The sequence below is a fragment of the Nocardia sp. FBN12 genome, assembly GCF_054031145.1.
The window spans coordinates 1,978,576-2,004,640 of record NZ_CM132926.1; the positions used below are offsets into that span (position 1 = coordinate 1,978,576).

The window sequence follows — 26,065 nt, forward strand, 5'->3', positions numbered from 1 at the left end:
CCGAACTGATCGGCGGGGCCCGTCGTTATCGGTACCGGCCTGTGACGCCAGGTGACGCTGCGATCGCGACAGGGTTGCCGACAGCGAATTCTTGACGCCCGTATTGTTGGCGTGTCACATACTGGACGTCTCGTTCATGGAGTGGTCGGTGCATGCCGGGTATTTTCTGACCGAAAGGTCATTCCGGCGAAATAGTCAAGCCCCCATAATTGGTGGGAATTAATGCGGATATCCGCCTACGCGACACGCGCGACATCAGGATGTTCAGCACGAATCCCGATGCCCGGCCTGATCTTGGTAATCCGTCGAGTGTCGATGGTCGGCGTATCCTAAATTTCAGAGATTCGGTCGCTTGATCAGTTGATGCCGAACGGTTGCCGAATCAGCCGCTCATGCATGGAATCTGCCTTATGTCGGCGACGTGTGGAAGCGGCATGCGGAGATATGATTGCGCTGGTGACAGTGCGAAATTGCGTGCTTGATCCAGCAACCTGGGCGGTCTTCGAAGTATTGGTCTCGCGCGGAATGCCTGAATTCGCGGTAGACCTGAGTTGAATTGTTACTAGGACGCTCCCCGAAAATCGAGTGCCAGGTGTTTGCTGTCAGGCTAATGTCAGCGAAAGGTTTCGAGCACGAATCAACGGGGTACCGCACCTCGCGGGATCTTGGATCGGTGTTCGCCGAGACCGATATCGGTCCTGAAAACGGCAAGGGGATTACGCATGGCTGCTCGGCAGTAATGGACCCGCATTCGGCGAATGTGGTACACGTGGATAGGCGGGGAAGCGGGTTGGAAAGCGCACGGATCTCCGTACCAGAAGTCCGTGCTAGGTCGATAGCCATGCGAGGGGTCGGGTAATCATGGAGTCTGTCGAAAGCTGTGCCGGTAATCGGGATCTGATTCCGCTTTCCTCCGCGCAATACGGCATGTGGTTCGCGGATAGTGCGCACAGCGGACCGGCGACAAATATCGCGCAATACGTCGAGATCGACGGTCCGCTCGACGTCGCCCTGTTCAACACAGCGGTGCACGAAGCGGCCGAAGAGACCGAATCGATGATGGTGCGAGTGGTCGAGGTGGAAGGGCGTCCCTACCAGGTCGTCGACCGCAGCATCACCTTCAACGAACTCGTGCTCGACTTCGGCGCGCACCGCGATCCGATCGCAGCGGCCATGGATTGGATGCGCCGCGACTACACGCGACCGGTCGACATCACTCAGCATCAACTCGCGGTCACCCGGCTGATCAGGATCAACGACAACCTGCACCTGTGGTACGCGCGGGCGCACCATCTCGTCATCGACGGGTACGGCGCCTTCAACGTGGTGAGCAGGGTCGCCGAGTACTACAACGCGCTGTCGGAAGACAGGCCGCCCGCTCGGCTGGTGGCCGCTCACCTACGCGATATCGCCGTGGAAGAGCAGACCTACCGGGCGAGCTCGCGGTTCGAGACCGATCGCCGGTACTGGCTGGACAAGGTCGCCGATCTGCCCGCACCGGCCGGCCTGTCCGGTCGGTCGGCGCGGGCAGGAACCGTGGACGAGGTTGCGGCGCGCGAACTTCCGGGCGCGCTGTGCGCATTGCTCGATCGACGCTCGGCCGAGCTCGACGCGTCGGCCGCGCAGGTCGTCGTCGCGGCGTTCGCGGCCTTCTTCACACGGATGACCGATGCCGACGAGGTGGTGCTGTCGGTCCCGATGAGTGCCAGGGTCACGCTCAAGCTGCGCAACGCCGCGGCGATGCTGGCCAATATGGTGCCGATCCGCTTCGCGGTCGATGACAGCACCACCGTGGCGCAACTGGTGCGGGCCTCGGTCAGCGAGCTGGTCTCCGCGCTGCGTCATCAGCGCTACCGCTTCGAGGATCTGCGCCGCGAATCGGCCGCGATCGACAACTCCGCCAACACTTTCGGGCCCGTCCTCAATATCTTGTTCTTCGACTCCGAGATCCGGCTGGGCGAGGCCATCGGTCGCTATCACGCGCTCACCTCGGGCGCGCTCGAAGATCTGCAGATCAACCTCTACCGGACCGGCCCGGATACGCCGCTGCTCATCGAGCTGCACGGCAACGACAATCTCTACAGCCGACGCGATATCGAGGCGCACGCCGACCGATTCATCGACTTCCTGCACCGCTTCCTCGAGGCCGACGACGGCGCGCGGGTGGTGGAACTACCGCTCGTCTCGTCCGCCCAAGAGCGCGGAATCATCGACGAGGCGGCCGGTATCGCGGGGGTCGCACCGGCCGGGACCCTGGTGGATTCGCTGGCCCGACAGGCTGATTCGACTCCGCTCGCCGACGCTGTCACGGCCGCCGGTGCGACGATCACCTACCGGGAGCTCGACGAACGCTCCACGCGACTCGCTCGGCGCTTGATCGCCCGCGGTGCCGGTCCGGGAGCGCTGGTCGCCATCGCCCTCCCGCGTGGCATCCCCTTGATCGTCGCGATGCTCGCGGTCCTGAAGTCCGGGGCCGGGTATCTGCCGTTGGATATCACCCATCCGCCGGAGCGGCTGGAATACGTTGTCGGCCAGGCCGATCCGGCGGTCGTCATCGTCGAGGATGCCGGTTGGCCGCTGGGCGGCGAGGTGCTGGTTCTCGAGCCGGGTGACGACCTCGACGGTGCCACGGATCCGATCACGGATGACGAGCGCACCGCACCGCTGCGTCCCGACGACGCCGCGTACGTCATCTTCACCTCCGGCTCCACCGGCCGGCCGAAAGGTGTGGTGATCAGCCACCGTTCGGTCGTCACCTACCTGGCGAACGCGACCGCGGCCCTGGATGTTCAGGCCGGCGACGTGTGGTCGTGGCTGCACTCGGTGGCCTTCGACTACTCGATCTGGGAGGTCTTCGGACCGCTCGTCACCGGCGGTCGCGTCGTAGTCGTCGACGCGCTGACCGCGCGTGCACCTGATGAACTGGTGCGCCTGGCCGCCCGTGAACGCGTCACCGTGTTCAGCCAAACCCCCTCGGCGTTCTATCAATTCGCCGCGGCGCAGCGGCGCTACCTCGCGGCGGGCGTACCCGATGGGCACCTGGGGCTGCGGGTGGTGGTGTTGTCCGGCGAAGGTCTGGATCCGGCGGCGTTGGCGCCCTGGTATGCGGACAATCCCGGGGAGCCGCTCGTCGTCAACAGCTTCGGGATCACCGAGACCACCGTGTTCGTCACTCGTACCGGCCTGAGTGCTGACGTGGCAGTACCCGGCGCGCCGAGTGTGATCGGAACGGCACTGCCCGGATTGCGTACCTACGTGCTGGATCGGCGCCTGCGGCCGGTGCCGGTGGGCGCGTGGGGGGAAATCTACGTAGCGGGAACGCAATTGGCTCGGGGTTATCTCGGTCAGCCCGCGTTGAGCGCGGGCCGGTTCGTCGCCGACCCGTGGGGTGCGCCGGGGAAGCGGATGTACCGAAGCGGGGACGTGGCCCGCCGCGATCACGACGGGGACCTCGAATACCGCGGGCGTGCGGATCAGCAGGTGCAACTGCGCGGTTTCCGCATCGAACTCGACGAGGTCAGGGCGGCGCTGCTGGCGCACCCGACGGTGGCCTCGGCCGCGGTGGTGGTGCAGCGCGCCGACACCGAGGCGGCGCGTCTGGTGGGATACGTCGTACCGGTAGGCGCCGGCTGTGATGTGGATGCCGTTGTCGTACACGCGGGTTCGCTGCTGCCGGATTACATGGTCCCTAATGTCGTGATGGTCGTCGACGAACTGCCACTGACTGTCAACGGCAAGCTCGATCTGCGCGCCCTGCCCGAACCGGCGGCGGGGGTCGCGGCGAGCTATGTCGCGCCGCGGACCGAGGCCGAACAGACTGTCGCCCACGTCTTCGCCGAGGTGCTCGGTGTGGATCGGATCGGCGTGTTCGACAGCTTCTTCGAGGTGGGTGGCAACTCGCTCACGGCGGCGGGCGCCGTCGCGCAGGTCGCCGATGCCACCGAATGCGAACTGTCGGTGCGTGATCTGTTCGGCAACCCGACGGTGGCCGGGTTCGCCGAGTGTGTCGGCCGGGCACGGCGCCGGGTGCGACCCACCCTTGCGCCGATCGCGCGGGACGGACTGTTGCCGCTGGCTCCCGCGCAACACCGGATGTGGTTGATCAACCGCACCGATCCGGAATCCGCCGCCTACAACATTCCCCTGGTGCTGCGCCTGACCGGCCGGCTCGACCCCGCCGCGTTGCGCACGGCGCTGGGCGACGTCCTCGATCGCCATGAATCGCTGCGCACCCGCTACCCCGCCCGCGACGGCCACGGCACGCAGGAGATCCTGTCGACCGAGGCCGCGCTGCCCGAATTCGCCGGCGTTCCCGAGCGAGTCGAGGATGCCGAGCTCGCTGACCGGATCCGCGAGGTGACCGCCGACGGCTTCGATGTCTGCGCTCGACCGCCGCTGCGCGCGGTCTTGCTGACGACCGGCCCCGACAGTCACGTACTGGTGCTCGTCCTGCATCACATCGGCTGTGACGGCGTGTCGCTGGCGCCCCTGGCCGTCGACTTCGCCGCCGCCTACTCGGCCCGGACACAGGAGATCACTCCGGATCAGCAGCCGCCGCGGGTGCAGTATGCCGACTATGCCGACTGGCACCGCCGCCTGCTCGGCGACGAAACGGATCCGGAATCGGTCGCCGCCGACCAATTGCGTTACTGGACAGCCCAATTGGCTGATGTACCGACAGTGCTCGAGCTGCCCGCCGACCGACCGCGACCGGCGCGGCGTTCGATGCGCGGTGCGGTCGTCACCTCGCGGATCCCGGCCGAGACCTACGCCGATATCGAGCGGCTTGCCCGCGCCGCGGACGTCACCCCGTTCATGGTCATCCACGCGGCGCTCGCCTTCCTGCTCGCGAGGTTGTCGGGGACCGACGACATCGTGATCGGCGCCCCACTGGCCGGACGCGGCGAACCGGACCTCGCGCCACTGGTGGGAATGTTCGTCAACACCGTGGCACTGCGCACATCGATACGCGGCGACGAGTCGTTCACCGCCCTCCTCGAACGCGTCAAGGACATCGACATCGACGCTTTCGCACACGGCGACCTGCCGTTCGACCGGATCGTGGAAGAGCTCGATCCACGACGATCGGCAGCCTACGCACCCGTGTGCCAGGTGTATCTGGCCTTCGACAACACCGAACTGCCCCGGCTGAGCCTGCCCGGGCTCACGGTGGACGTCCTCGATCCGGGCGCCGAACCCGCGAAGGTGGACCTCGTCGTCACGGTCGGCGCGAATGCCGCGCACGCCGGTGACGTGGCGTTGCGCATCAACTACGCGACCGACCTGTTCGACCCCGCCACCGTCGAGCACCTTGCCGTACGACTGCGCCGGATCCTGGACGCGGCGGTGGCGACTCCTTCCGTGCCGGTCGGCGATGTGGAGCTGCTGTCGGCCGCCGAACGTGCTGCGCTGCACCCTGTTCGAGGCGCGAACGCGGTAGCCGGCGTAGCGCTGGCGGAATTGCTGGCCCGCGGTGTCGCGATCTCACCGCAGGGTCCGGCTGTTGTCTCCGGCGCGGAGCGCATGGATTTCGCGGAGCTGGACGCGTTGTCGAACCGGTTCGCCCGGCGACTGCTCGACGAAGGAGCCCGGCCCGGCGACGTGGTGGCGATGGTCCTGCCGCGCTCGGTCGACTTCGTGGTGGCGGTGTGGGCGGTCGCGAAAACGGGTGCGGCCCTGGTGCTGATCGACCCGCGCAACCCGCTGGACCGGGTCGGTTCGATGCTGGCCGACAGCGCGCCCAGGGTGGTGTTGACCAGCGCCGAGGTCGAGGGCGTCGCCCCCGACGGGCCGTGGTCGCTGCTCGTGGTCGCCGACCCCGTCTCGCGTAGCGTCACCGCCGGCTACTCGCCCGCGCCGTTGACCGACACCGACCGCGGCAGGCCCGTGCACCCCGGCGACGTGGCGTACGTGATCTACACCTCCGGAACGACCGGCGTGCCGAAGGGTGTCGAGGTCACCAACCAGGGGTTGGCGAATTTCGCCACCGAACAGCAGGACCGCTACGACGTGAAGCCCACTGTGCGGGTGCTGCAGGCCGCCGGTCCCGGATTCGACGCGGTGATGCTGGAAATCCTGCTCGCCCACCCTGGTGGCGCGGCGCTGATCGTGTCCCCGCCCGACGTCTACGCCGGCACGGAACTGGCGGAACTCATTCGGGTACAAGAGGTTACCCATGCTTTCCTCACGCCCACCGTCCTGGCCTCGATGTCGCCGCAGGACCTCGAGTGCCTGCAGGTGCTGGTCTCCGGTGGGGAGGCCCTGACACCGGAACTCAGCGCCATCTGGGCACCGGGACGTCGGTTGTTCAACGGCTACGGCCCCACCGAGACCACGATCATGGTCGCGATCAGCGACCCGGTTCCCGCACACGGCCCGATCACCATCGGCGGTCCCATTCGCGGTATGTCGGCGCAGGTCCTCGACGCCCGGATGCAGCCGGTGCCGGTCGGCACGGCGGGCGAACTCTACATCGGCGGTGTGCAATTGGCCCGCGGCTACCTCGGCAGGCCGACTGTGACCGCGGCGAGTTTCGTGGCCGACCCCTGCGGCGACGGCACCCGCATGTACCGCACCGGTGACCTGGTCACCTGGACCTCGGCACACACCCTGCGGTATCTGGGCCGCGCCGACCACCAGGTGAAGATCCGCGGGCAGCGCACCGAACTCGGGGAGATCGAGGCGGTACTCGCGCAGCATCCCGCCGTGACCCACGCCGTGGTCGTGATCCGCGGCAGCGAGGGCGCCGACCGGCTCGTCGGCTATCTGGTCGGTGCGGGCGTCGACCCCGAGCAGGTCCGGGCGGCCGCCCGCGACCGGCTCCCGGCGCACATGGTGCCCGATGTGTGCATGGTGCTCGACCGCTTCCCGCTGACCGCCAGTGGCAAGCTCGATCGGGCTGTCCTGCCCGAGCCGGTGTTCCCGCGCGCCGTCACCGATATCGCGCCACGCACGCCCACCGAACAACTCGTCGCCGACGTCTACCGAGATGTGCTCGGCGCCTCGCACGTCGGCGCACTCGACAACTTCTTCGACCTGGGTGGCAACTCGCTCACCGCTACCAAGGTCGCGGCCCGGCTGTCCGACGTGTCCGGCACCGATCTCCCGGTGCGCGCACTGTTCGAGACGCCGACCGTCGACGCGCTTGCTCGGGGCCTGGATTCCGCTGGGCAGCAGGATGTTCCGAGGACCGTGCACAGTCGGCTGGTGCCACAGGAGCGCCCGGATCGGGTTCCGCTCTCGCCCGCGCAGGCTCGGATGTGGTTCCTCAACCAGTTCGACACCACGGCGGCGGTCTACAACGTGCCCGTCGTCGTGCGGATCACCGGAGCACTCGACATCGAGGCACTGCGGTCGGCGCTCACCGACGTGATCGACCGGCACGAATCACTGCGCACCCGATACCCGGACAGCGACAGCGGGCCGTGGCAGCAGATCCTGCCCACCGAGACCGCCGTCCCGGCGCTCACCTCGGTCGCGCTCACCGAAGCCGAGCTCCAGGACCGGATCGCGAGTGAGACCGCCGTCGGGTTCGACGTGAGCGTCGAAGTTCCGTTGCGGATCATGGTGCTGCGCACCGCGTCCGACGCGTGGACGGTGGTGCTCACCGTGCATCACATCGCCATCGACGGATCATCGCTCGCGCCGCTGGCGGCGGATCTGGCCGTGGCCTACCGGGCCCGTGTGGCTGGGGAGGAGCCCGGGTGGGCACCGCTGTCTGTCCAGTACGCCGATTACACACTGTGGCAACGGAAGCTCCTCGGCGCGCACGATGATCCGAGCAGCGTGGCCGCCGGTCAGATCCGGTACTGGCTCGCTGCCCTGGCCGATCTGCCGCAAATGCTCGATCTGCCCACCGACCGTCCGCGACCCGCGCGACAGTCCTTCCGCGGCGCGACCCTGTCCGCCACGATTCCCGCCGACCTGCACCGCGACATCATCGCCCTCGGGCGCAGGCACGATACGACGTTGTTCATGGTGACCCATGCGGCGTTCGCGGTCCTGCTGGCGCGGCTGTCGGGCACCGGCGACATCGCGGTGGGTACCCCGGTCGCGGGCCGCGGCGAACCCGCGCTCGACCCGCTGATCGGCATGTTCGTCAACACGCTGGTGCTGCGGGTGCGGGTCGATCCCGCCGCCCCGTTCACCGAAATCCTCGACCGCGTCCGCGAATGCGATCTCGGCGCGTTCGACAACGCCGCCATCCCGTTCGAACAGCTGGTGGAGGTCATCAATCCACCGCGCAGCACCGCACACGAGCCGCTGACCCAGGTCGGTTTCTCGTTCCAGAACATCGAGATCCCGACCCTGGCCCTCAGTGGCTCGACAGTAGAAGCCGACCTGGCCGAACCGGGCGTCGCGAAGTACGACCTGCACCTCACGCTGGTCGACACGAACGGTGCTCCCGGCGACATGCGGGTGGAATTCGGCTACGCGACAGACCTTTTCGACGAATCCACCATCACGTCGATCTTCGACCGGTTCGTCGCCGTCCTGCGAGGAGTCGTCGCCGATCCCGGGATGGCGGTGGGTGACCTGCCGTTGCTCAGCCCGCGGGAACTAGCCGAGCTGGCGCAGCGCGAAACCGGCCCCGACGCCCCGATCGGTGACGCGACGATCGCCGACCTGTTCGCGGCGCAGGTCGCGGCAACGCCGACGCGCACCGCGGTGGTCGACGCCGACAGCGGGGCCGAACTCACCTACGACGCGTTCGGCGCCGAGGTGACCGTGCTGGCACGAGCGCTGATCGGTCGAGGTATCGGGCCGGGAAGCGTGGTGGCGGTGGCGATGCCCCGCTCGGTCGAGCTGCTCACCACGATCTACGCCGTCCACGCCGCCGGTGGCGCCTACCTCCCGCTCGACCCCGATCACCCCATCGATCGGTTGCGTGCCGTGCTCACCGCCGCGCGACCGGACGCCGTGCTGATCCGCGACGACATCGACGTCCCGACCGGGGTGTCGGTGTGGCGCCTGACCGACCTCACTGCCCCCACGACCGATGCCTCGCTGGTCACCGATGCTGATCGCCTCCGCCCGTTGCGACCGGACGACCTGGCGTACGTGATCTTCACCTCTGGGTCGACCGGGGTGCCCAAAGGCGTTGCCGTCACCCACGATGCCGTCGTGAACCAACTGCGTTGGCTCACCGGTCATTACGGGATCGGTTCGCCGGATGTGCTGCTCCTGCGCACCCCGTTTACCTTCGACCTGTCGGTGTGGGAATTGTTCACCGCCCTCACCTCGGGCGCGGCGCTCGTGGTCGCGGGATCGGACGATCACACCGACCCTGCCGCCATCGCCGGATTGATCGCCCGGCACGGCGTGACGGTGGCCGATTTCGTGCCCTCGCTCCTGTCGGCGTTCCTCGAGATCGTCACGCCGGGCGACCTGGCCACGGTGCGCCAAGTGTTGTGCATCGGTGAAGCTTTGGACGCCGCGACCGTCCACCGGTTCCGTGAGGTGAGCGCGGCGCAGATCGATAATCTGTACGGCCCGACGGAAGCGGCTGTCAGTGCCACCGCCTGGGAGATCGGTGAGCTCGACGGACCCACCGTGCCCATCGGTGTTCCCGAGGCGAATGTCGTTGCGCACGTTCTCGATGCGCGCCTGCGACCGGTGCCCTCGGGTGTCACGGGTGAGCTGTACCTCGGCGGTGTGCAACTCGCCCGCGGCTACCACGCCCGCCCTGACCTGACCGCTGCCGCGTTCGTAGCCGACCCGCTCGGTGCGGCACCGGGTGCGCGTCTCTACCGCACGGGTGACCTGGTCCGCTGGGACTCGGCCGGCATCCTGCGGTACCTCGGCCGCCGTGATTCCCAGGTGAAGATTCGCGGCCTGCGTGTCGAACTCGGCGATGTCGAAGCCGCACTGCTCGCGCACGACCGGATCGGCGCCGCGGTCGCCAGGGTGCACACCCTGGCCGACGAGCAGGTCATCGTGGCCTACGCCGTCAGCGACGAGGCGATCGATGCCGACTCCCTGCGGACGTTCCTGCTGGGCCGCCTACCGGCGTATATGGTTCCCGCGCAGGTGATCCGGATTGATTCGATCCCGCTCACGCCCAACGGCAAGATCGACTACCGCGCCCTCCTCACGCCGGACGCCCGCGCCGTCGCGACCCGGCACCGCCCGCCACGCGGGATCGTCGAGGAGACGATCGCCGGTGTGATCGGCGAACTGGTGCAGACACCCTGGGTCGGCGCCGACGAGAACTTCTTCACCCTCGGTGGCAACTCGCTGCTGGCGACCCGTGCGCTCAGCCGCATCGGCGAAATCCTCGGCGTGACGATTCCGGTGCGCGCCATCTTCGAAGCCCCGACCGTGGGGGAATTGGCAGGATGGGTCGAGCGTCTGCGCGCGGTGGGCGATGTCGCGCGTCCGGTGGCGGGTCCGCGGCCCGAGCGTATTCCGCTCTCGCCCGCGCAGAGCCGGATGTGGGTGCTCAACCAGCTCGACCCCGAGGCGGCGAGTTATGTTGTACCACTGTCGATCAGCCTCGACGGCGAACTCGACGTCGAGGCCGTGACCGCCGCGCTGCACGATGTCATCAGACGACACGAGATCCTGCGCACCACCTATCCGGCTCACGACGGCACCCCCGCACAGGTTGTGCTGACCGCCGAGGAAGTCCTCGCGTCCTGCGATCTCGCCGTGTATCCGGTAACCGCGGATGAGCTGATCCCGCGGTTGACGCAGTTCTTCGGCGTCGGCTTCGACGTCTCGGTGGGCGCTCCGCTGCGGCTGGCGTTGTTCCGTCTCGCCGAAACCACGCACGCACTGGCACTGTCGGTACACCACATCAATTGCGACGGCTACTCGGTGGCACCCCTGGCTGCCGACATCATCGAGGCCTATCGCGCCCGCCGGGTCGGTGCTGCACCCGAATGGGCTCCGCTCCCAGTGCAATTCGCCGACTACGCGCTGTGGCAGCGTGAACTGCTCGCCACCCCCGGCTCCGCGCTCGGTCGCGACCTGCTGTACTGGCGCAGCCGACTCGCGGGGATCCCGGATGTGCTCGCACTGCCCACCGACCGGCCGCGTCCGCTCGAACAGTCCCATCGCGGCGCGACCGTGCACGCGCGAGTTCCCGCGCCGATCGCGCAAGCGATGGCAGAGCTGGCCCGGCTCCACGGCGTGACCCCGTTCATGGTGGCGCACACCGCGCTTGCCGTCCTGCTCGCGCAGTTGTCGGGCAGCGACGACATCGCCATCGGCATCCCGTACGCGGGGCGCGGTGACCGATCCCTCGACCGCCTCGTCGGGATGTTCGTCAACACACTCGTCCTGCGTACCCGCGTCCGCCCGGGACAGCGATTCGACGACCTGATCGAGCTGACCCGGCGCACCGACATCGAAGCGTTCGACCATGCCTCGGCGCCGTTCGAACAGTTGGTGGAAGTGCTGAATCCGGCTCGCTCGACCGCACATTCGCCGCTCTTCCAGGTGATGCTCGCCTATCAGAACATGCCGCCCGCCCGGCTCGAGCTGCCGGGGCTCGAAGTCGGCAGTATCGATGTCGGCGCCGACGCCGCGATCTGTGACCTGCTGCTGATGGTCACCGAGGACCGCGGCCCGCACAACGAGATCGCGGGCCTGAATCTGCGCCTGACCTATGCCACCGACCTGTTCGACGACGGCACCGCGCGCCGGTTCACCGAACAGTTCGTGCGCGTACTCGACGCTGCCAGCACCGACGCGCGCACTGTCGTCGGGGAGATCGATCTCGTCGACGAGGCGACCCTCGGCCGTCTGCTGCGCCCGCAGGACGCGCCATCGGTGAGCCGTGACCGTACGCTCGTCGATGCCTTCGACGAGCAGGTCACACGCACCCCGGACGCCGTCGCCATCCGAGTCCCGGGCGGCCCCACCCGCACCTACCGCGAATTCGACGAAGATGTCAACCGACTGGCCCGCCACCTCATCGATCTCGGCGCGAGCCCGGAAACCACAGTGGCCGTGGCGATTCATCGCTCGCTCGACCTCGTCACCGCCGTCTACGCGGTCGTGAAGTCCGGTGCCGCGTTCGTTCCGCTCGACCCGGATCACCCCACTGCCCGGCTGGCGCATGTCCTCACGGTGGCCGGGCCGCTGCTGGTCGTCACCACCTCCGGCGACGAGAGCGCCCTCCCCGGCGACATCGAGCGCATCCGGCTCGACGAACTGGATCTGAGCACCCGGCCCGCCGGACCTGTCGGCAACCTCGAGCGCCGCGCACCGCTGCGTGCCGACAACACCGCCTACATCCTGTTCACCTCCGGTTCGACCGGCGCACCCAAGGGTGTGGCGCTCACCCACGCGGCCACGGTTCACCAGTTGGCCTGGGCCCAAGCCGAATTCCCGCACGAGTCGTCGGATGTGGTGCTGCACAAGACCCCGATCACCTTCGACATCGCGGTGTGGGAGTTGTTCTGGCCGTTGCAGACCGGCGCGCGGATCGTCGTGGCCGAGCCTGGTGGTCACCGCGACCCCACCTATCTGGCCGAGGTCATCGCGGACGAGCGGGTGACCACCGTGCATTTCGTCCCCTCGATGCTGGACGTGCTGCTCGAGCGCCCGGGCAGGACGCGACTGCCGTCGGTCCGCTATGTCTTCCCGTCCGGCGAGGCGCTGGCCCAGCGCACCGCCGAACGTGCCCTTCAGGTTTTCGACGCCGCCGAGGTGGTCAACTGGTATGGCCCCGCCGAAGCGGAAGTCGTGACGGCCTATCGATGCACGATGGATCCCGTTGCGCCGCGCAGTGTTCCGATCGGATACCCGGTCTCGGGCATGTCGGCGTATGTGCTGAACGCGCGACTACGGCCGGTTGCGGCCGGGGTTGTCGGTGAGCTGTACGTGTCGGGCGTTCAGCTGGCCCGCGGCTACCACAACCGCTCAGATCTGACGTGCGGTGCTTTCCTCGCCGACCCGTTCGGCGCGCCGGGGCAACGCCTCTACCGCACCGGCGATCTGGCCCGCTGGACACCCGCGGGCACCTTGGAATACGTCGGCCGCGGCGACTTCCAGGTCAAGTTCCACGGACAGCGGGTCGAGCCCGCGGATATCGAAGCGGCGTTGCGTTCGATCGACATGGTCTCGGCTGCGGCAGCGGTAGTGACCGCCGACCGGATCACAGCCTATGTTTGCCCGCTTCCCGGCACGACCCTCGACGGGTCGAAGGTCCGTAAGCAGCTCACCAGGCTGTTGCCGTCCTATCTGGTGCCGACGATGGTGCAGGTGCTCGACACCCTGCCGTACAACTCCAATGGAAAGTTGGACCGGTCGGCTCTGTCGCATGTCGAGTTCGGCGATGCCGAAGGCGCCGTCGGGTCCCCGGCCGACAACGCGGCGGATCGAGCCGAGATGGCGGCTGAATTCGCTGCCCGCACCGATCGCGAGGCCGTGCTGGCGAAGATTGTCGCGGAGATCGTCGGCACCGAACAGGTCAGCGTCCATGCCGACATGTTCGATATCGGCATCAACTCGCTGTCGGCCGCTCAGGTCGCGGCCCGCGCAGAAGACGCGCTAGGTGTGCGGGTCAGAGTGCGTGACGTCTTCGAGGCGCCGAGCGTCGCCGAGTTGGCCGAACGAATCGCCGCGCGGGACGAGCAGGCCGGCGCACCGCTGGAACGTCGCGACGATCTCGCCGAGATCCCTCTGGCAGCGGCGCAGCGGCGTATCTGGATCCTCAACCAGCTCGACCCCGGTTCCGGGGCGTACAACATCGGATTCGCGGCGCGGCTGACCGGACCGCTCGATGTGGCGGCACTGCGCGCGGCGATGGGCGATGTGGTCACCCGCCACGAAACCCTGCGCACGATCTACCCCTCGGTGGGCGGGCAACCGCGTCAGCTCGTCCAGGACAGTACGGTCGGCGTCGCGGATATCGAACTCGCCACGCTCGACGATCACACGCTCCTGACCGACCGGATGCGCGAGGCCGTGGAGTCGGGCTTCGACATCGCGACGAACACGCCGGTCCGCGTCCGGCTCTATCGCACAGGCACCGAGGAACACATCTTGATCGTGGTGGTGCACCACATCGCCGCGGACGGTGCGTCGATGGCGCCGCTGGCCCGAGATGTGTTCGCCGCCTACCGCTCTCGCCGCACCGGCACGACACCGCTGTGGCCGTCGTTGCCGGTCGACTACGCCGACTACGCGGTCTGGCAGCGAACGCTGCTCGGCGCCGACGACGACCCCACGTCGCTGTCCGGACGGCAGATCGCCTACTGGCAGCGGATTCTCGCCGACGCGCCGGAGCTGCTCGCACTCCCGACCGACCGCCCGCGTCCCGCGGTACTGACGATGGACGGTGGCAGCGTCGGCTTCACCGTCGCGCCGGAGCTGCACGACGCTGTCGTCGAACTCGCCCGCCGCGAGGGCGTCACGGTGTTCATGGTTCTGCACGCGGCCCTGTCGATCCTGCTCTCGCGAACCGCGCACAGCGACGACATCACGATCGGCACGCCCGTCAGTGGCCGCGGACGCCCCGAACTCGACGATCTGGTCGGCATGTTCGTCAACACAGTGGTGTTGCGAACCCGCGTCGCCGGGCACCTGACGTTCCGTGCGTTCCTGGCCGAGGTGCGCGGCACGGACCTGGCGGCCCTCGCCCACGCCGACGTGCCGTTCGAGCGGCTGGTCGAGATCCTCGACCGGGCGGGGTCGACCGCCTATTCGCCGCTCTACCAGGTGATGCTCGGCTTCCGCACTGCCGACCCCGCACGATTCGAACTCGACGACATCGGCGTCGAAGTGCTCGATCCCGGTGTGTCACAGGCCAAGACCGATCTCACGGTGCTGTTGAACGAGCGGGCCGACGGCGGAATCGACGGCGAGATCGTCTACGCCACCGACCTGTTCACCGCCGCCACCGCGACCCGATTCGCCGACCGCCTGCTGCGCGTCCTCGACACGGTCACCAGGCAGCCGGAGACAACGATCGATGCCATCGACCTGCTGAGCGCAGAGGAGACCGCACAGCTGCTCCCCGCCGGGCGCGAGACAGCCGTGGTGCCGAAGACATTGCCCGCCTTGCTCGCCGTCGCTGCCGCCGACCCGATGGCCACTGCCCTGATCGGCGACGACGAAACCCTGACCTATGGCGAACTCGACCGGCGATCCGACCAGCTGGCGGCACTGTTGTCGCGAGCCGGTGCGGCACCGGGAACGTTTGTTGCCCTGGCTGTTCCGCGGTCGGTAGCGTTTCACGTCGCGCTGTGGGCGATCACGAAAACCGGTGCGGCGTTCATGCCGATGGATCTGCGCTACCCGGCCGATCGGCTCGCGCACATGGTCGAGGACTCCCGCGTCACGCTCGGTGTGACAGTGAGCGCTGCGCGTTCGGCGTTGCCGGACACGGTCGATTGGGTGTACCTCGGCAACGGTGATGTGATCGCCGAACTGTCCAGCACGACAATCGATCCGGCCTTCCCCGCCGCGCGCCTGGATGACGCCGCGTATCTGGTGTACACCTCCGGCTCGACCGGCACGCCGAAGGGCGTCGTCGTCACACACGCCGGCCTGTCGGCCTTCGCGGCGGAGAAGCACCAGCACTATCAGGTGGATCGGATGTCGCGGGTCCTGCAGGTCGCCGCGCCCGCTTTCGATGCGGTGATCATGGAATCGCTGATGGCCTACGCGGCAGGTGCCACGCTGGTCGTGTCGCCTGCCGAGGTTTTCGCCGGTTCGGAACTGACCGAACTGATTCGTAGGCACCAGGTTTCGCATGCGTTCCTCACGCCGAGCGTGCTCGCGACGCTGCGACCCGACGGCCTGGAGACGCTGCAGATGCTGACCGTTGGTGGTGAAGCGCTCTCCGCCGAACTCGTCGCCGCCTGGGCGCCGGGCCGCCGCTTCCACAATGTGTACGGGCCGACCGAGGCCACGGTCGCGGTGAGCGTCAGCGCCGAGTTGCGGCCGGGCGACCCGATCACCATCGGTGCCCCGATCCGCGGGGTGCGCGCCGTCGTGCTCGACGGTCGATTGCGGCCGGTACCGGTCGGCGTCGTCGGTGAGCTGTACGTGGCAGGCAGCGCGCTGGCCCGCGGTTATCTGAATCGGCCGGGGGCGAGCGCGAGCGCATTCGCCGCCGATCCGTACGGCGAGCCGGGGACCCGGATGTATCGCACCGGCGACCTGGTGCGCTGGACTGCCGAGCAGGCCATCGAATACGTGGGTCGCGCCGACTTCCAGGTCAAGATCCGTGGTCAGCGGGTGGAACTCGGCGAGATCGACGCGGCGCTGGTCGTCTGCCCGAACGTCGCCTCGGCGGTCACGGTGAGCAGGCGCGGCCATGCCGGACAACCGGTGCTTGCCGCCTACCTCGTGGCCGACGACGGTGCCGCGATAGACACGGCCGCGATCCGCGACCGGATCGCGGGCGCCCTGCCGGAGCACATGGTCCCCGGGGTGCTCATGGTTCTGGACGAGATGCCGGTGTCGGCGACCGGAAAGGTGAACCGGCACGCGCTGCCCGAACCCGTTGCCGAGCTGACGGATTCAGCGGTGCGCACCGCGTCGACCGAGCTGGAAATGACCATCGGGGGCATCTTCGCCGAGGTGCTCGGGGTCGGTTCGGTGGGAATCGACGAATCATTCTTCGCGCTCGGTGGTGACTCGATCATGTCGATCCAGCTGGCATCGCGATTGAAGACCGCAGGCGTGGTCGTCACCGCACGAGACATCTTCGAGCACAAGACCGTTCGTGGGCTGGCCGCCGTCGCCGAGGACGCCGGCCGGCTGACCCTCGACGAACTCCCCGGCGGCGGTATCGGCGCCATAGCCCGGACACCGATCGTGTCCTGGTACCTGGACCGTCCCGCCGGTGACCGATTCGCACAGTCACTGCTGGTCGAGTTGCCCGGCGACGCACGTCCGGCAGACGTGATCGCCACGGTCCGAGCGGTAGCGGATCGACACGACATGCTGCGCGCACGCGTGACACACCCCGATGTGTCGCGGGAGGGCCACGGCGACCTGGGTGTTCCACTGGGCCCCAGCGCACTCGAGGTGCTGCCTCGCGGCACCATGGACGCCGAGCGTTCGGTGTCGATCCGCACGTTCGGAGCCGAGAGTGCCCCCGGCAGTGCGGAGTTCGCGACCCTGGTCGAGGACGCCCTCGCGGGTGCCTCGGCCAGGCTCGACCCGGCGAATGCCGTGATGGTGCAGGTCGTGTGCCTGCTACCGGAGCCCGGCGTGGTCTCTCGAGGGCGCGCGCTGATCGTGATCCACCATCTGGTCGTCGACGGCGTCTCCTGGCGCATTCTGATCCCGGACTTCGTCGCCACGTGGCAGCGGATCGAGCAAGGCGTCCCGGTCGAACTACCCGAGGTCGGCACCTCGATGCGCAGATGGGCGGCGGCCGTGTCGACCGCGGCAGGCAACCGGATCGACGAAGTGCCGCTGTGGCGGCGCATGGGTTCGCGCTCCGAACCGTTGCTCGGACGCGGTGCCCTCGACCCGGCCGTCGACGTGCACGCCACCGTCGAGCGTCTGACCTCGACGCTGTCCGTCGACCTGACCACCGCGCTGCTCGGCGCTGTGCCACGGGCAGCGCACGCGACCACCGACGACGCCTTGCTCGCGAGCCTCGCGCTGGCGCTGGGTCGTTGGCGGGCGAGGCGTGGTGTCACCTACTCCGGTGCCCGAATCCTTCTCGAAAGCCACGGCCGCGAAGAACAACTCGCACCGGGCGCGGACCTGTCGCGCACCGTCGGCTGGTTCACCAGCGCCTACCCGGTCGACCTCGACCTCGACGGCACCGATCCGCGCGCCGCGGTGAAGGCGGTCAAGGAACAGTTGCGGGCCGTGCCCGACAAGGGCATCGGCTACGGCATGCTGCGATACCTGAACCCGGAGACCGCAGACCTGCTCGCTGCGCTGCCCGAACCCCAGATCAGTTTCAACAACCTCGGCCGGGCAGGTGTCGATCTGTCGGCACTGTCCGGGCTCGCCTGGATTCCCGCCGGCGAGGAATTCGACCACCAGGGCTCCTTCGATCCGAAGATGCCCGCGGCTGGCACACTGACCATCGACACCAGCATCATCGACACACCGGACGGTCCGACCCTCGTCGCGCAGGTCGGTTACGCCGCCCGGATCCTCGATCGCGACGACGTCCGCGAACTCCTCGACGAGTGGGCGACAACGCTGGCCGAGCTCGCGGAAGCCGCAGTCCGAGAAGAAGACTGGGGGCTTTCCCCGTCCGACACCCCGCTGGTCGCCCTGACCCAGCAAGACCTCGACATTTTCACCGAACGGTATGGGCCGGTCGACACCGTCTGGTCGATGGCGCCGTTGCAGGCAGGACTGCTGTTCCATGCCGAGCTCGCCGCGGGCGAACTCGACGTGTACACGGCGCAATCGGAGATGACGCTGACCGGCCCGCTCGACACGGCCCGTCTGCGGCAGGCCGCGGCGGATCTGCTGGCGCGGCACCCGAACCTGCGGGCCGCGTTCACCCGGACGACCGATGGTGGTGTGGCGCAGGTCGTTCCGCGGGCATCCGCGCTGCACTGGCGCAGTGTCGAAGCATCGGCGGCGGCACTGCCACAGATCCTCGCCGCCGAACGCGAAACGGCCTTCGACCCCGCCGATCCGCCGCTGGTGCGCTTCGTCCTCGTCGCCGTCGCACCCACCGAAAGCCGGTTGATCCTGACCGCGCACCACCTGCTGCTCGACGGATGGTCACTGCCACTGCTGCTGCGCGACCTGGTCGGGCTGTATGCGGCGGGCGCCGATTCGGGCCTCCTGCCGCCCGCGCCGTCCTACGGCGACTACCTGAGCTGGTTGGCACGGCGCGACAACGCCGCCGGTGTCGAGATCTGGCGCGACACCATGGCGGGCTTCACCGAACCTACGTTGATCGGCGAGACAGGCGGTGCGGCGACTGTCGAGGTACCGACCGACCTGAGTATCGATCTCGACGACGACATCACCACCGCCCTGACCGAACTCGCCCGTACCTGCGGTGCCACGATGTCGACGATCGTGCAGTTCGCCTGGGCGACGGTGCTGGCCGATCAGCTCGGCCGCGACCGGATCGTGTTCGGCGAGACCGTCTCCGGCAGGCCCGCCGAGGTGCCGGGCGTCGAGTCGATGATCGGGCTGTTCATCAACACACTGCCGGCCCCCGTCCACGTGCGCGGCGACCGGACCATCGTGGCCACGCTGCGACAGTTGCAGGCGAACAAGACCCGGCTGCTCGATCACCACCACATCGAACTGTCCGGCATCATGGCGGCCGTCGGCGGCGGGCAACTGTTCGACACCCTGGTGGCGTTCGAGTCCTACCCGGTCGACAGCAGCGGAGTCGGCGATGCCGATATCGACGGTGTGCGGGTCACCGAGGTGGTCGGCACCGATGCCGCGCACTACCCGATCACCGTGCAGGCCCACCACACCGACACCCTGCACATCCGCGTGCGCTACCAGGCTGCCCGCGTCGACAGCGTGACCGCCGAGGGGCTCGCCGATCGCCTCGAGCGGGTCCTGCGCGCCGTCGCGGCCGACGCTGGACGACGGGTCGGCGACATCGACCTGTTGTCTGCGGCAGAGCGCGCGACACTGGTCCCGGCCAGAGGTGCGGCGCAGGCGGCGCCCGAGGCATTGACGGACCTGTTGCGGCACGGCGTGACCGAGCGGCCTGACGGTCCGGCGGTGATCTACGGCTCCGAGACGGTGAGCTTCGCGGAGCTGGATGCCAGCGCACATCGGTTGGCGCACTGGCTGTTCGACCACGGCGTCGAAGTGGGCGACACCGTCGGCGTCGTCATGCCGCGCTCGATCGAGCTGATCACCACGATCTGGGCGCTCGCCGAGGTGGGTGCCGCCTGCGCGCTGCTCGATCCACGCAACCCTGCGGAGCGGCTGGCGCTCATGCTCTCCGACAGCGCGGCCCGCGTCGTGCTGACCGTCGTGGACACGAGTAGCGGTGTCCCGGAAGGGGAGTGGGTGCGGCTGGTCGTCGACGATCCGGCCTCCGCGCCGATACGCGCCGCCGATCCCGGCCGAGTGCCGGTGCGGCGGAATGTCCTCGATACCGACCTGGCCTACGTCATCTTCACCTCCGGCACCACCGGTACCCCGAAGGGTGTCGCGGTCACCCAGACCGGTCTGGCGAATTTCGCCGCCGAACAACGGGAGCGGTACTCCGTCACCCCCGACTCACGGGTACTGCAGTGTGCCGCACCGGGATTCGACGCCGTCATGCTCGAGATCCTGATGGCCCACCCGCACGGCGCCACGCTGGTCATCTCGCCGCCCGATACCTACGCGGGTACCGAGCTGGCCGCTGTCATCGGAGACAACGCGGTCACCCACGCGTTCCTCACCCCGACCGTGCTCGCGACCATGTCACCCGACGGGCTCGACAGCCTCGCGGTACTTGTCGCCGGTGGCGAGGCGGTACAGGCCGAACTCGCGGCCGTCTGGGCGCCCGGGCGCCGTCTGTTCAACGGCTACGGCCCCACCGAGACGACGATCATGGTCGCTATCAGCGACCCGCTGACACCGGGGGAATCCATCACCCTGGGTGGCCCGATTCGCGGAACCTCCGCGATGGTGCTCGACTCGCGCCTGCGGCCCGTACCGATCGGTGTGACCGGCGAACTGTACGTCGGCGGCGTCCAGCTGGCGCGCGGATACCTCGGCCGATCTGCCGCCACCGCCGCGAACTTCCTCGCCAACCCCTACGATCCGGGCACGCGCATGTACCGCACGGGCGACCGGGTCCGCTGGACCGCCGAGCACACACTCGACTACCTGGGCCGCGCCGATCATCAGGTCAAGATCCGCGGCCAGCGGATCGAACTCGGTGAGATCGAGGCCGTCCTCGTCGACCAGCCCACCGTCGCCCACGCGGTGGCGCTGCTGCGCACCGATGACAACGGCACCGACCATCTCGTCGGCTATCTCGTCGGCGACGCCGTCGACCCAGAGCGGGTGCGAGCCGCGGCCCGCCGCCGGCTACCGGCCCACATGGTTCCCGACATCTGCGTTGTGCTGCACCAGCTTCCACTGGCCACCACCGGGAAACTCGACCGGACCGCCCTCCCGACACCGACGTTCGCCGCCGTCGGGTACCTGGCCCCGACCGGCTCGACCGAGCAGCTGGTCGCCGATATCTGCGCCGAAGTGCTCGACCTGCCCCGAGTGGGCATGCGCGACAACTTCTTCGACCTCGGCGGCAATTCCCTCACCGCCACGAGACTGACCGCTCGACTGAGCTCCGCACTCGGCATTCGAGTGGCGGTGCGCGACCTGTTCGAGTACCCGCGAATGGCCGACCTCGCCCTTCGGCTCACCGGCCGTGACCGGGTCGAACGCCCGGCCCTGACCCAGCGGCCCGGCGGGGGCGCGGTGCCTCTCTCACCCGCCCAGCACCGGATGTGGTTCCTCAACCAGCTCGACACCTCGGTCGGCGCCTACAACGTGCCGTTGGTGATCCGGCTGACCGGAGCGCTCGACGTCGCCGCGCTGCGCACCGCCTGCGCGATGGTGATCGACCGTCACGAATCGCTGCGCACGAAATTCCCGGTGGTGGACGGTATTCCGCACCAGGTCGTCGTCGATGCCGACGAGGTCGTCCCGGACCTGATCCCGGTCGTCATCGAGGAGTCGGTGCTGCCGACGGCGGCCGCGGCGGTTCTCTCGGCCAGCTTCCAGGTCACCGAGGCGCCGCCGGTGCGGGCCGAACTGTTCGCTCTCGGCTCCGACGCCCACGTGCTGGTGATCGCCGTGCACCACATCTGCGCGGACGGGCTGTCGATGATCCCACTCGCCCGCGACGTCGCGGCTGCCTATCACGCCGTCACCACCGCGAGCGCGCCCGCCTGGCCGCCGCTCACTGTCCAGTACCCCGATTACGCACTGTGGCAGCATGATCTGCTCGGCGACGAGCACGATCCGGAGTCGCTGCTGTCACGTCAGCTGGACTACTGGCGCGGCGCCCTCGCCGGGCTGCCGGAACTTCTCGAACTGCCCACGGATATGCCACGCCCGCCGGTCGCGTCGATGCGGGGGAGGATGGTCGATTTCACGATCGAGCCGGGGTTGCAGGAGCGGATCGCCGCGGTCGCGCGGGCAGCGGGCGCGACGCCGTTCATGGTGGCACACGCCGCGCTGACCGTCTTGCTCGCGCGGCTTGCCGACACCGGTGACATTGCGGTCGGCACACCGGTTTCCGGGCGCGGCGAACGCGAACTGGACGACCTGATCGGCATGTTCGTCAACACCGTCGTCCTCCGCACGGCCGTCCCCTCGGACAAGCCCTTCGACGCGCTCCTCGCCGACGTCATGGCCGCCGACCTCGCGGCACTCGCGCACGCCGAGGTCTCCTTCGAACAGGTCGTCGAGGCACTGAACCCGCCGCGTTCGACCGCGCACCTACCGCTCTACCAGGTGACGATCGACTACCAGAATCTGGACCAGGTGGTCCTCGATCTGCCCGGGATCACGGTGGAACCGGTCGAGGACTTCGTCGAGCAGGCGCAGTCGGATCTCAATGTGAAGCTGGTCGAGCGATTCGACGTGGACGGTAACCCGCTGGGCACTATGGGCCGATTGACCTACGCCACAGACCTTTTCGTAGAAGAGTCGATGGAGCGGTTCGCGCGCTGGTATCTGCGCATTCTCGAGGCCGTCACGACCGACCCGCACGCCGTCGTCGGCGACATCGAGTTCCTGGAACCGGGGCAGCGCCAGGAGGTTCTCGATGCCGCTGGTGTAGCGGGAGTTCAGGTTCCCGAGGAAACGATCGGTGGTTTGTTCGCACGCCGGGTCGAGGCCGCGCCGAACGCGGTGGCGGTGACCGATGGGGCGACGGTCCTGACCTACGCGGAACTGGATCGGCGCGCCAAGAGTGTGGCCACCCAGCTGATCGCGTCCGGTGCAGGCCCGGAAACCCTGGTGGCTGTGGCGTTGCCGCGTTCGGCCGATCTGGTGGTCGGATTGCTGGCAGTGGTGCTGTCGGGTGCGGGCTACCTGCCACTGGACGTGGCCTACCCGGCCGAACGCCTGCGCTTCGTACTCGACGACGCACGACCCGTGGTCATGCTGACCACCTCGGCCATGGCATCGGCGGTACCCGAATTCGACGGGCCGACAATTCAGGTGGACGGTCCCGCTGTCGAGAGTGCGCGGAATACCGCGGCGCTGCCGGACAACATCGCCTACATGATCTACACCTCGGGTTCCACCGGCAGGCCCAAGGGCGTCGCGGTCACCCACCGTGACGTGGTCACGCTGCTCTCGAATACCGCCGAGAAATTCGACGTGGGTCCCGACGACGTGTGGACGCTGTTCCATTCCTATGCTTTCGATTTCGCGGTCTGGGAGATGTGGGGCGCGCTGCTCTCGGGCGGGCGGCTGGTGGTCGTCGACTACGACACCACGCGCACGCCCGACGCCTTCGTCGAACTCGTGGCGCGCGAACGGGTCACCGTGCTCAGTCAAACGCCCTCGGCGTTCTACGGATTCGTCGATGCCGAGCGCCGCTACCGTGGCGCGGGCGGCGACGATCTCGCCTTGCGTTACCTCGTGTTCGGCGGCGAAGCACTCGATCCGTCTCGGCTGACGGGATGGTTCCTCGCGCATCCGGCGGGCTCGCCGCGACTGGTGAACATGTACGGCATCACCGAGACGACGGTGCACGTCAGCTACGCCGAGGTCGATCAGGTCGGCGACGGCGGGATCGGTCGTGCCCTGCCCGGCATGGCAGTCGCTGTGCTCGACAGGCGGTTGCGGCCGGTGCCGGTCGGCGTTGCCGGTGATCTCTATGTCGGTGGTGGACAGCTCGCGCGCGGCTATCACGGTGCGGGCGCGCTCACCGCCGGCCGATTCGTCGCCGATCCGTTCGGTGCGCCAGGGAGCCGCCTGTACCGGACCGGCGATGTCGGCCGGTGGCGTCGCGGCTTGCACGGGCTGGAACTGGACTACCTCGGCCGCGCCGACGCACAGATCCAATTGCGTGGGTTCCGTATCGAATTGGGCGAGGTGGAATCGGCGCTGCTCGGCCATCCCGGCGTCGCCCAGGCGGCTGCCACGGTGCATCGCCACGCCAAGGATGTCGATCAGTTGATCGGTTACGTCGTTGCTGTCGACGGGCGCGCACTCGACCCGGCGCGGGTTCGCGATACTGCTGCCGAACTGCTCACCGGCTACATGGTGCCCTCCGCCATCGTGGTGCTGCCTGCGCTGCCGGTGACGGTCAACGGCAAACTCGACCGAAAAGGCTTGCCCGCACCCGACTTCGAACGCACAGCAGACGAATACGACGCGCCGCGAACACCTGCCGAGATCGCGATCGCCGAGGTCTTCGCGCACACCCTGAACGTGGCCGGAGTCGGCGCCGGCGACGGATTCTTCGACCTCGGCGGCAACTCGCTGCTGGCGACCATGGCCGTCGCCGAACTCCACGGCCGCGGCATCCCGCTCGAACTGCCGTGGATGTTCGACGACGCGACTCCGCGGGCGCTGGCCCGCAGGGTCGACGAGGCCGAGGCCGAATCGGGCATGCAGGTGCTGCTGCCGCTGCGGCCCACCGGCGACGCCGCACCACTGTTCGCGATCCACCCGGCGGGCGGGCTGGCCTGGTTCTACGGCGGACTCGTCGGCCATCTGCGCGGCGACCGACCGGTGTTCGGCCTGCAGGACCCGCACGTCGTCGCCGACGAGCCCGACACCACCTCGATCGACGAGCTCGCCCAGCGCTACGTCGAGGAGATCCGCCGGACCCAGCCCAGCGGGCCGTACCACCTGCTCGGCTGGTCGCTGGGCGGCGAGATCGCCCATGCGGTGGCGATACAGCTGCAAGAGCGCGGCGATCAGGTCGCGTTGCTGGCGATGATGGACAGCGCGGTCGATGCGCCACCGGTCACGCCCGAGACCGGATCCGCGCCGGGCGAACTGATGGCCGATCTGCTCGGTGGCTGGCGGGAACTGTTCGATCTCGGCGATGCCGTCACCGCGAGCACCACCGAGCAGGCTTGGCAGGTGATCCGCGAGCAGATCACCGGCACCGGCTTGTTCAGCGCCGACCAGGTCGACCGGGTGATGGGGAGCTTCTCCACCGCGGGCAAACTCGCCGAGGATTACCAGCCGCGGACTTTCGACGGTGACCTGATCTTCTTCACCGCTGGTAGGGACCGTGACGACACCGATGCCATCGCGCAGACGTGGCAACCGCATGTCACCGGCCGTATCCACAACACTGTTCTCGACGTTTGCCACCTCGAACTGACCCACCCGTCCGCGCTGGCCGTTATCGGCCCGATCCTCGAAGGATTCATGAACTGATGACGACGACACAGCAGCAACTGCGCCTCGACGACGGCCGCACCGTCGCCTGCACCAGCCCCGCCGAGGCGCGCATGCTCTGGAACGAGATGATCGCCGACGGGTACTACCGCCAAGCGGCCGCTACGCTGCGGCCCGGCGACCTCGCCGTCGACATCGGCGCCAATATCGGACTCAGTGCGATGGTGTTCGCCGAAACGCACCCGGGTGTGCGGGTGATCGCGGCCGAGCCTGCGCCTGCCATCTACGACTGTCTGCACCGCAATATGGCGGCCCACGTGCCGAGCGGCGTCGCACTCGAAGTGGCGGTGGGCGCGGCGCCCGGAGTGCTGCCGTTCACCTGGTATCCCCGCGCCACCGCGAATTCGAGCCTGTACGCCGATCGCGACGCCGACGACGACGCGACGAAAACCTTCCTGCGCAACAGCGGCCTGCCTGAGGACGCGATCACTCTCATCACCCGCGGCCTGCACGACGGCGAGCAGATCGATGTCGAGGTCACGACGGTGTCGGCGATCCTGGCCGAGCAGGATCCGGCCGCCGAGATCGGTGTGCTGAAGATCGACGTCGAACGGGCCGAATTCGATGTGCTGCTCGGCATCACCGAATCCGACTGGTCCCGAATACGCGCCGTCGTCGCCGAAGTGCACGATCGCGACGGGCGCCTCGCCGAATTCTGCGAGGTCCTCACTGTTCACGGCCTCACTCCACGCACCCGCCAGGACTCCGCACTGGCAGGCACCGAACTGCACGAGGTGTACGCCGTGCGGGCGTGATCCGGCGGAATAGG

Annotated in this window: 2 protein-coding genes; both read left to right on the top strand. The window is 68.3% G+C overall.

The genetic code is table 11. The features are described from left to right. Window positions 1–861 precede the first annotated feature (861 nt). Window positions 862–25,275: a non-ribosomal peptide synthetase gene (locus ACWZHB_RS09800; protein ID WP_427907611.1), complete on the top strand. Its 24,414-nt coding sequence runs from the start codon at window positions 862–864 to the stop codon at window positions 25,273–25,275. Further along, complete coding sequence (locus tag ACWZHB_RS09805; RefSeq protein WP_427907612.1) at window positions 25,275–26,051, top strand: FkbM family methyltransferase; 777 nt, start codon at window positions 25,275–25,277, stop codon at window positions 26,049–26,051. The genes ACWZHB_RS09800 and ACWZHB_RS09805 overlap by 1 nt, the downstream gene beginning before the upstream one ends. Window positions 26,052–26,065 lie beyond the last annotated feature (14 nt).

Excerpts from the sequence above, each read along its gene's own strand:
- ACWZHB_RS09800 (WP_427907611.1), top strand. The coding sequence starts at position 862 with ATGGAGTCTGTCGAAAGCTGTGCCGGTAATCGGGATCTGATTCCGCTT.
- ACWZHB_RS09805 (WP_427907612.1), top strand. The coding sequence starts at position 25,275 with ATGACGACGACACAGCAGCAACTGCGCCTCGACGACGGCCGCACCGTC.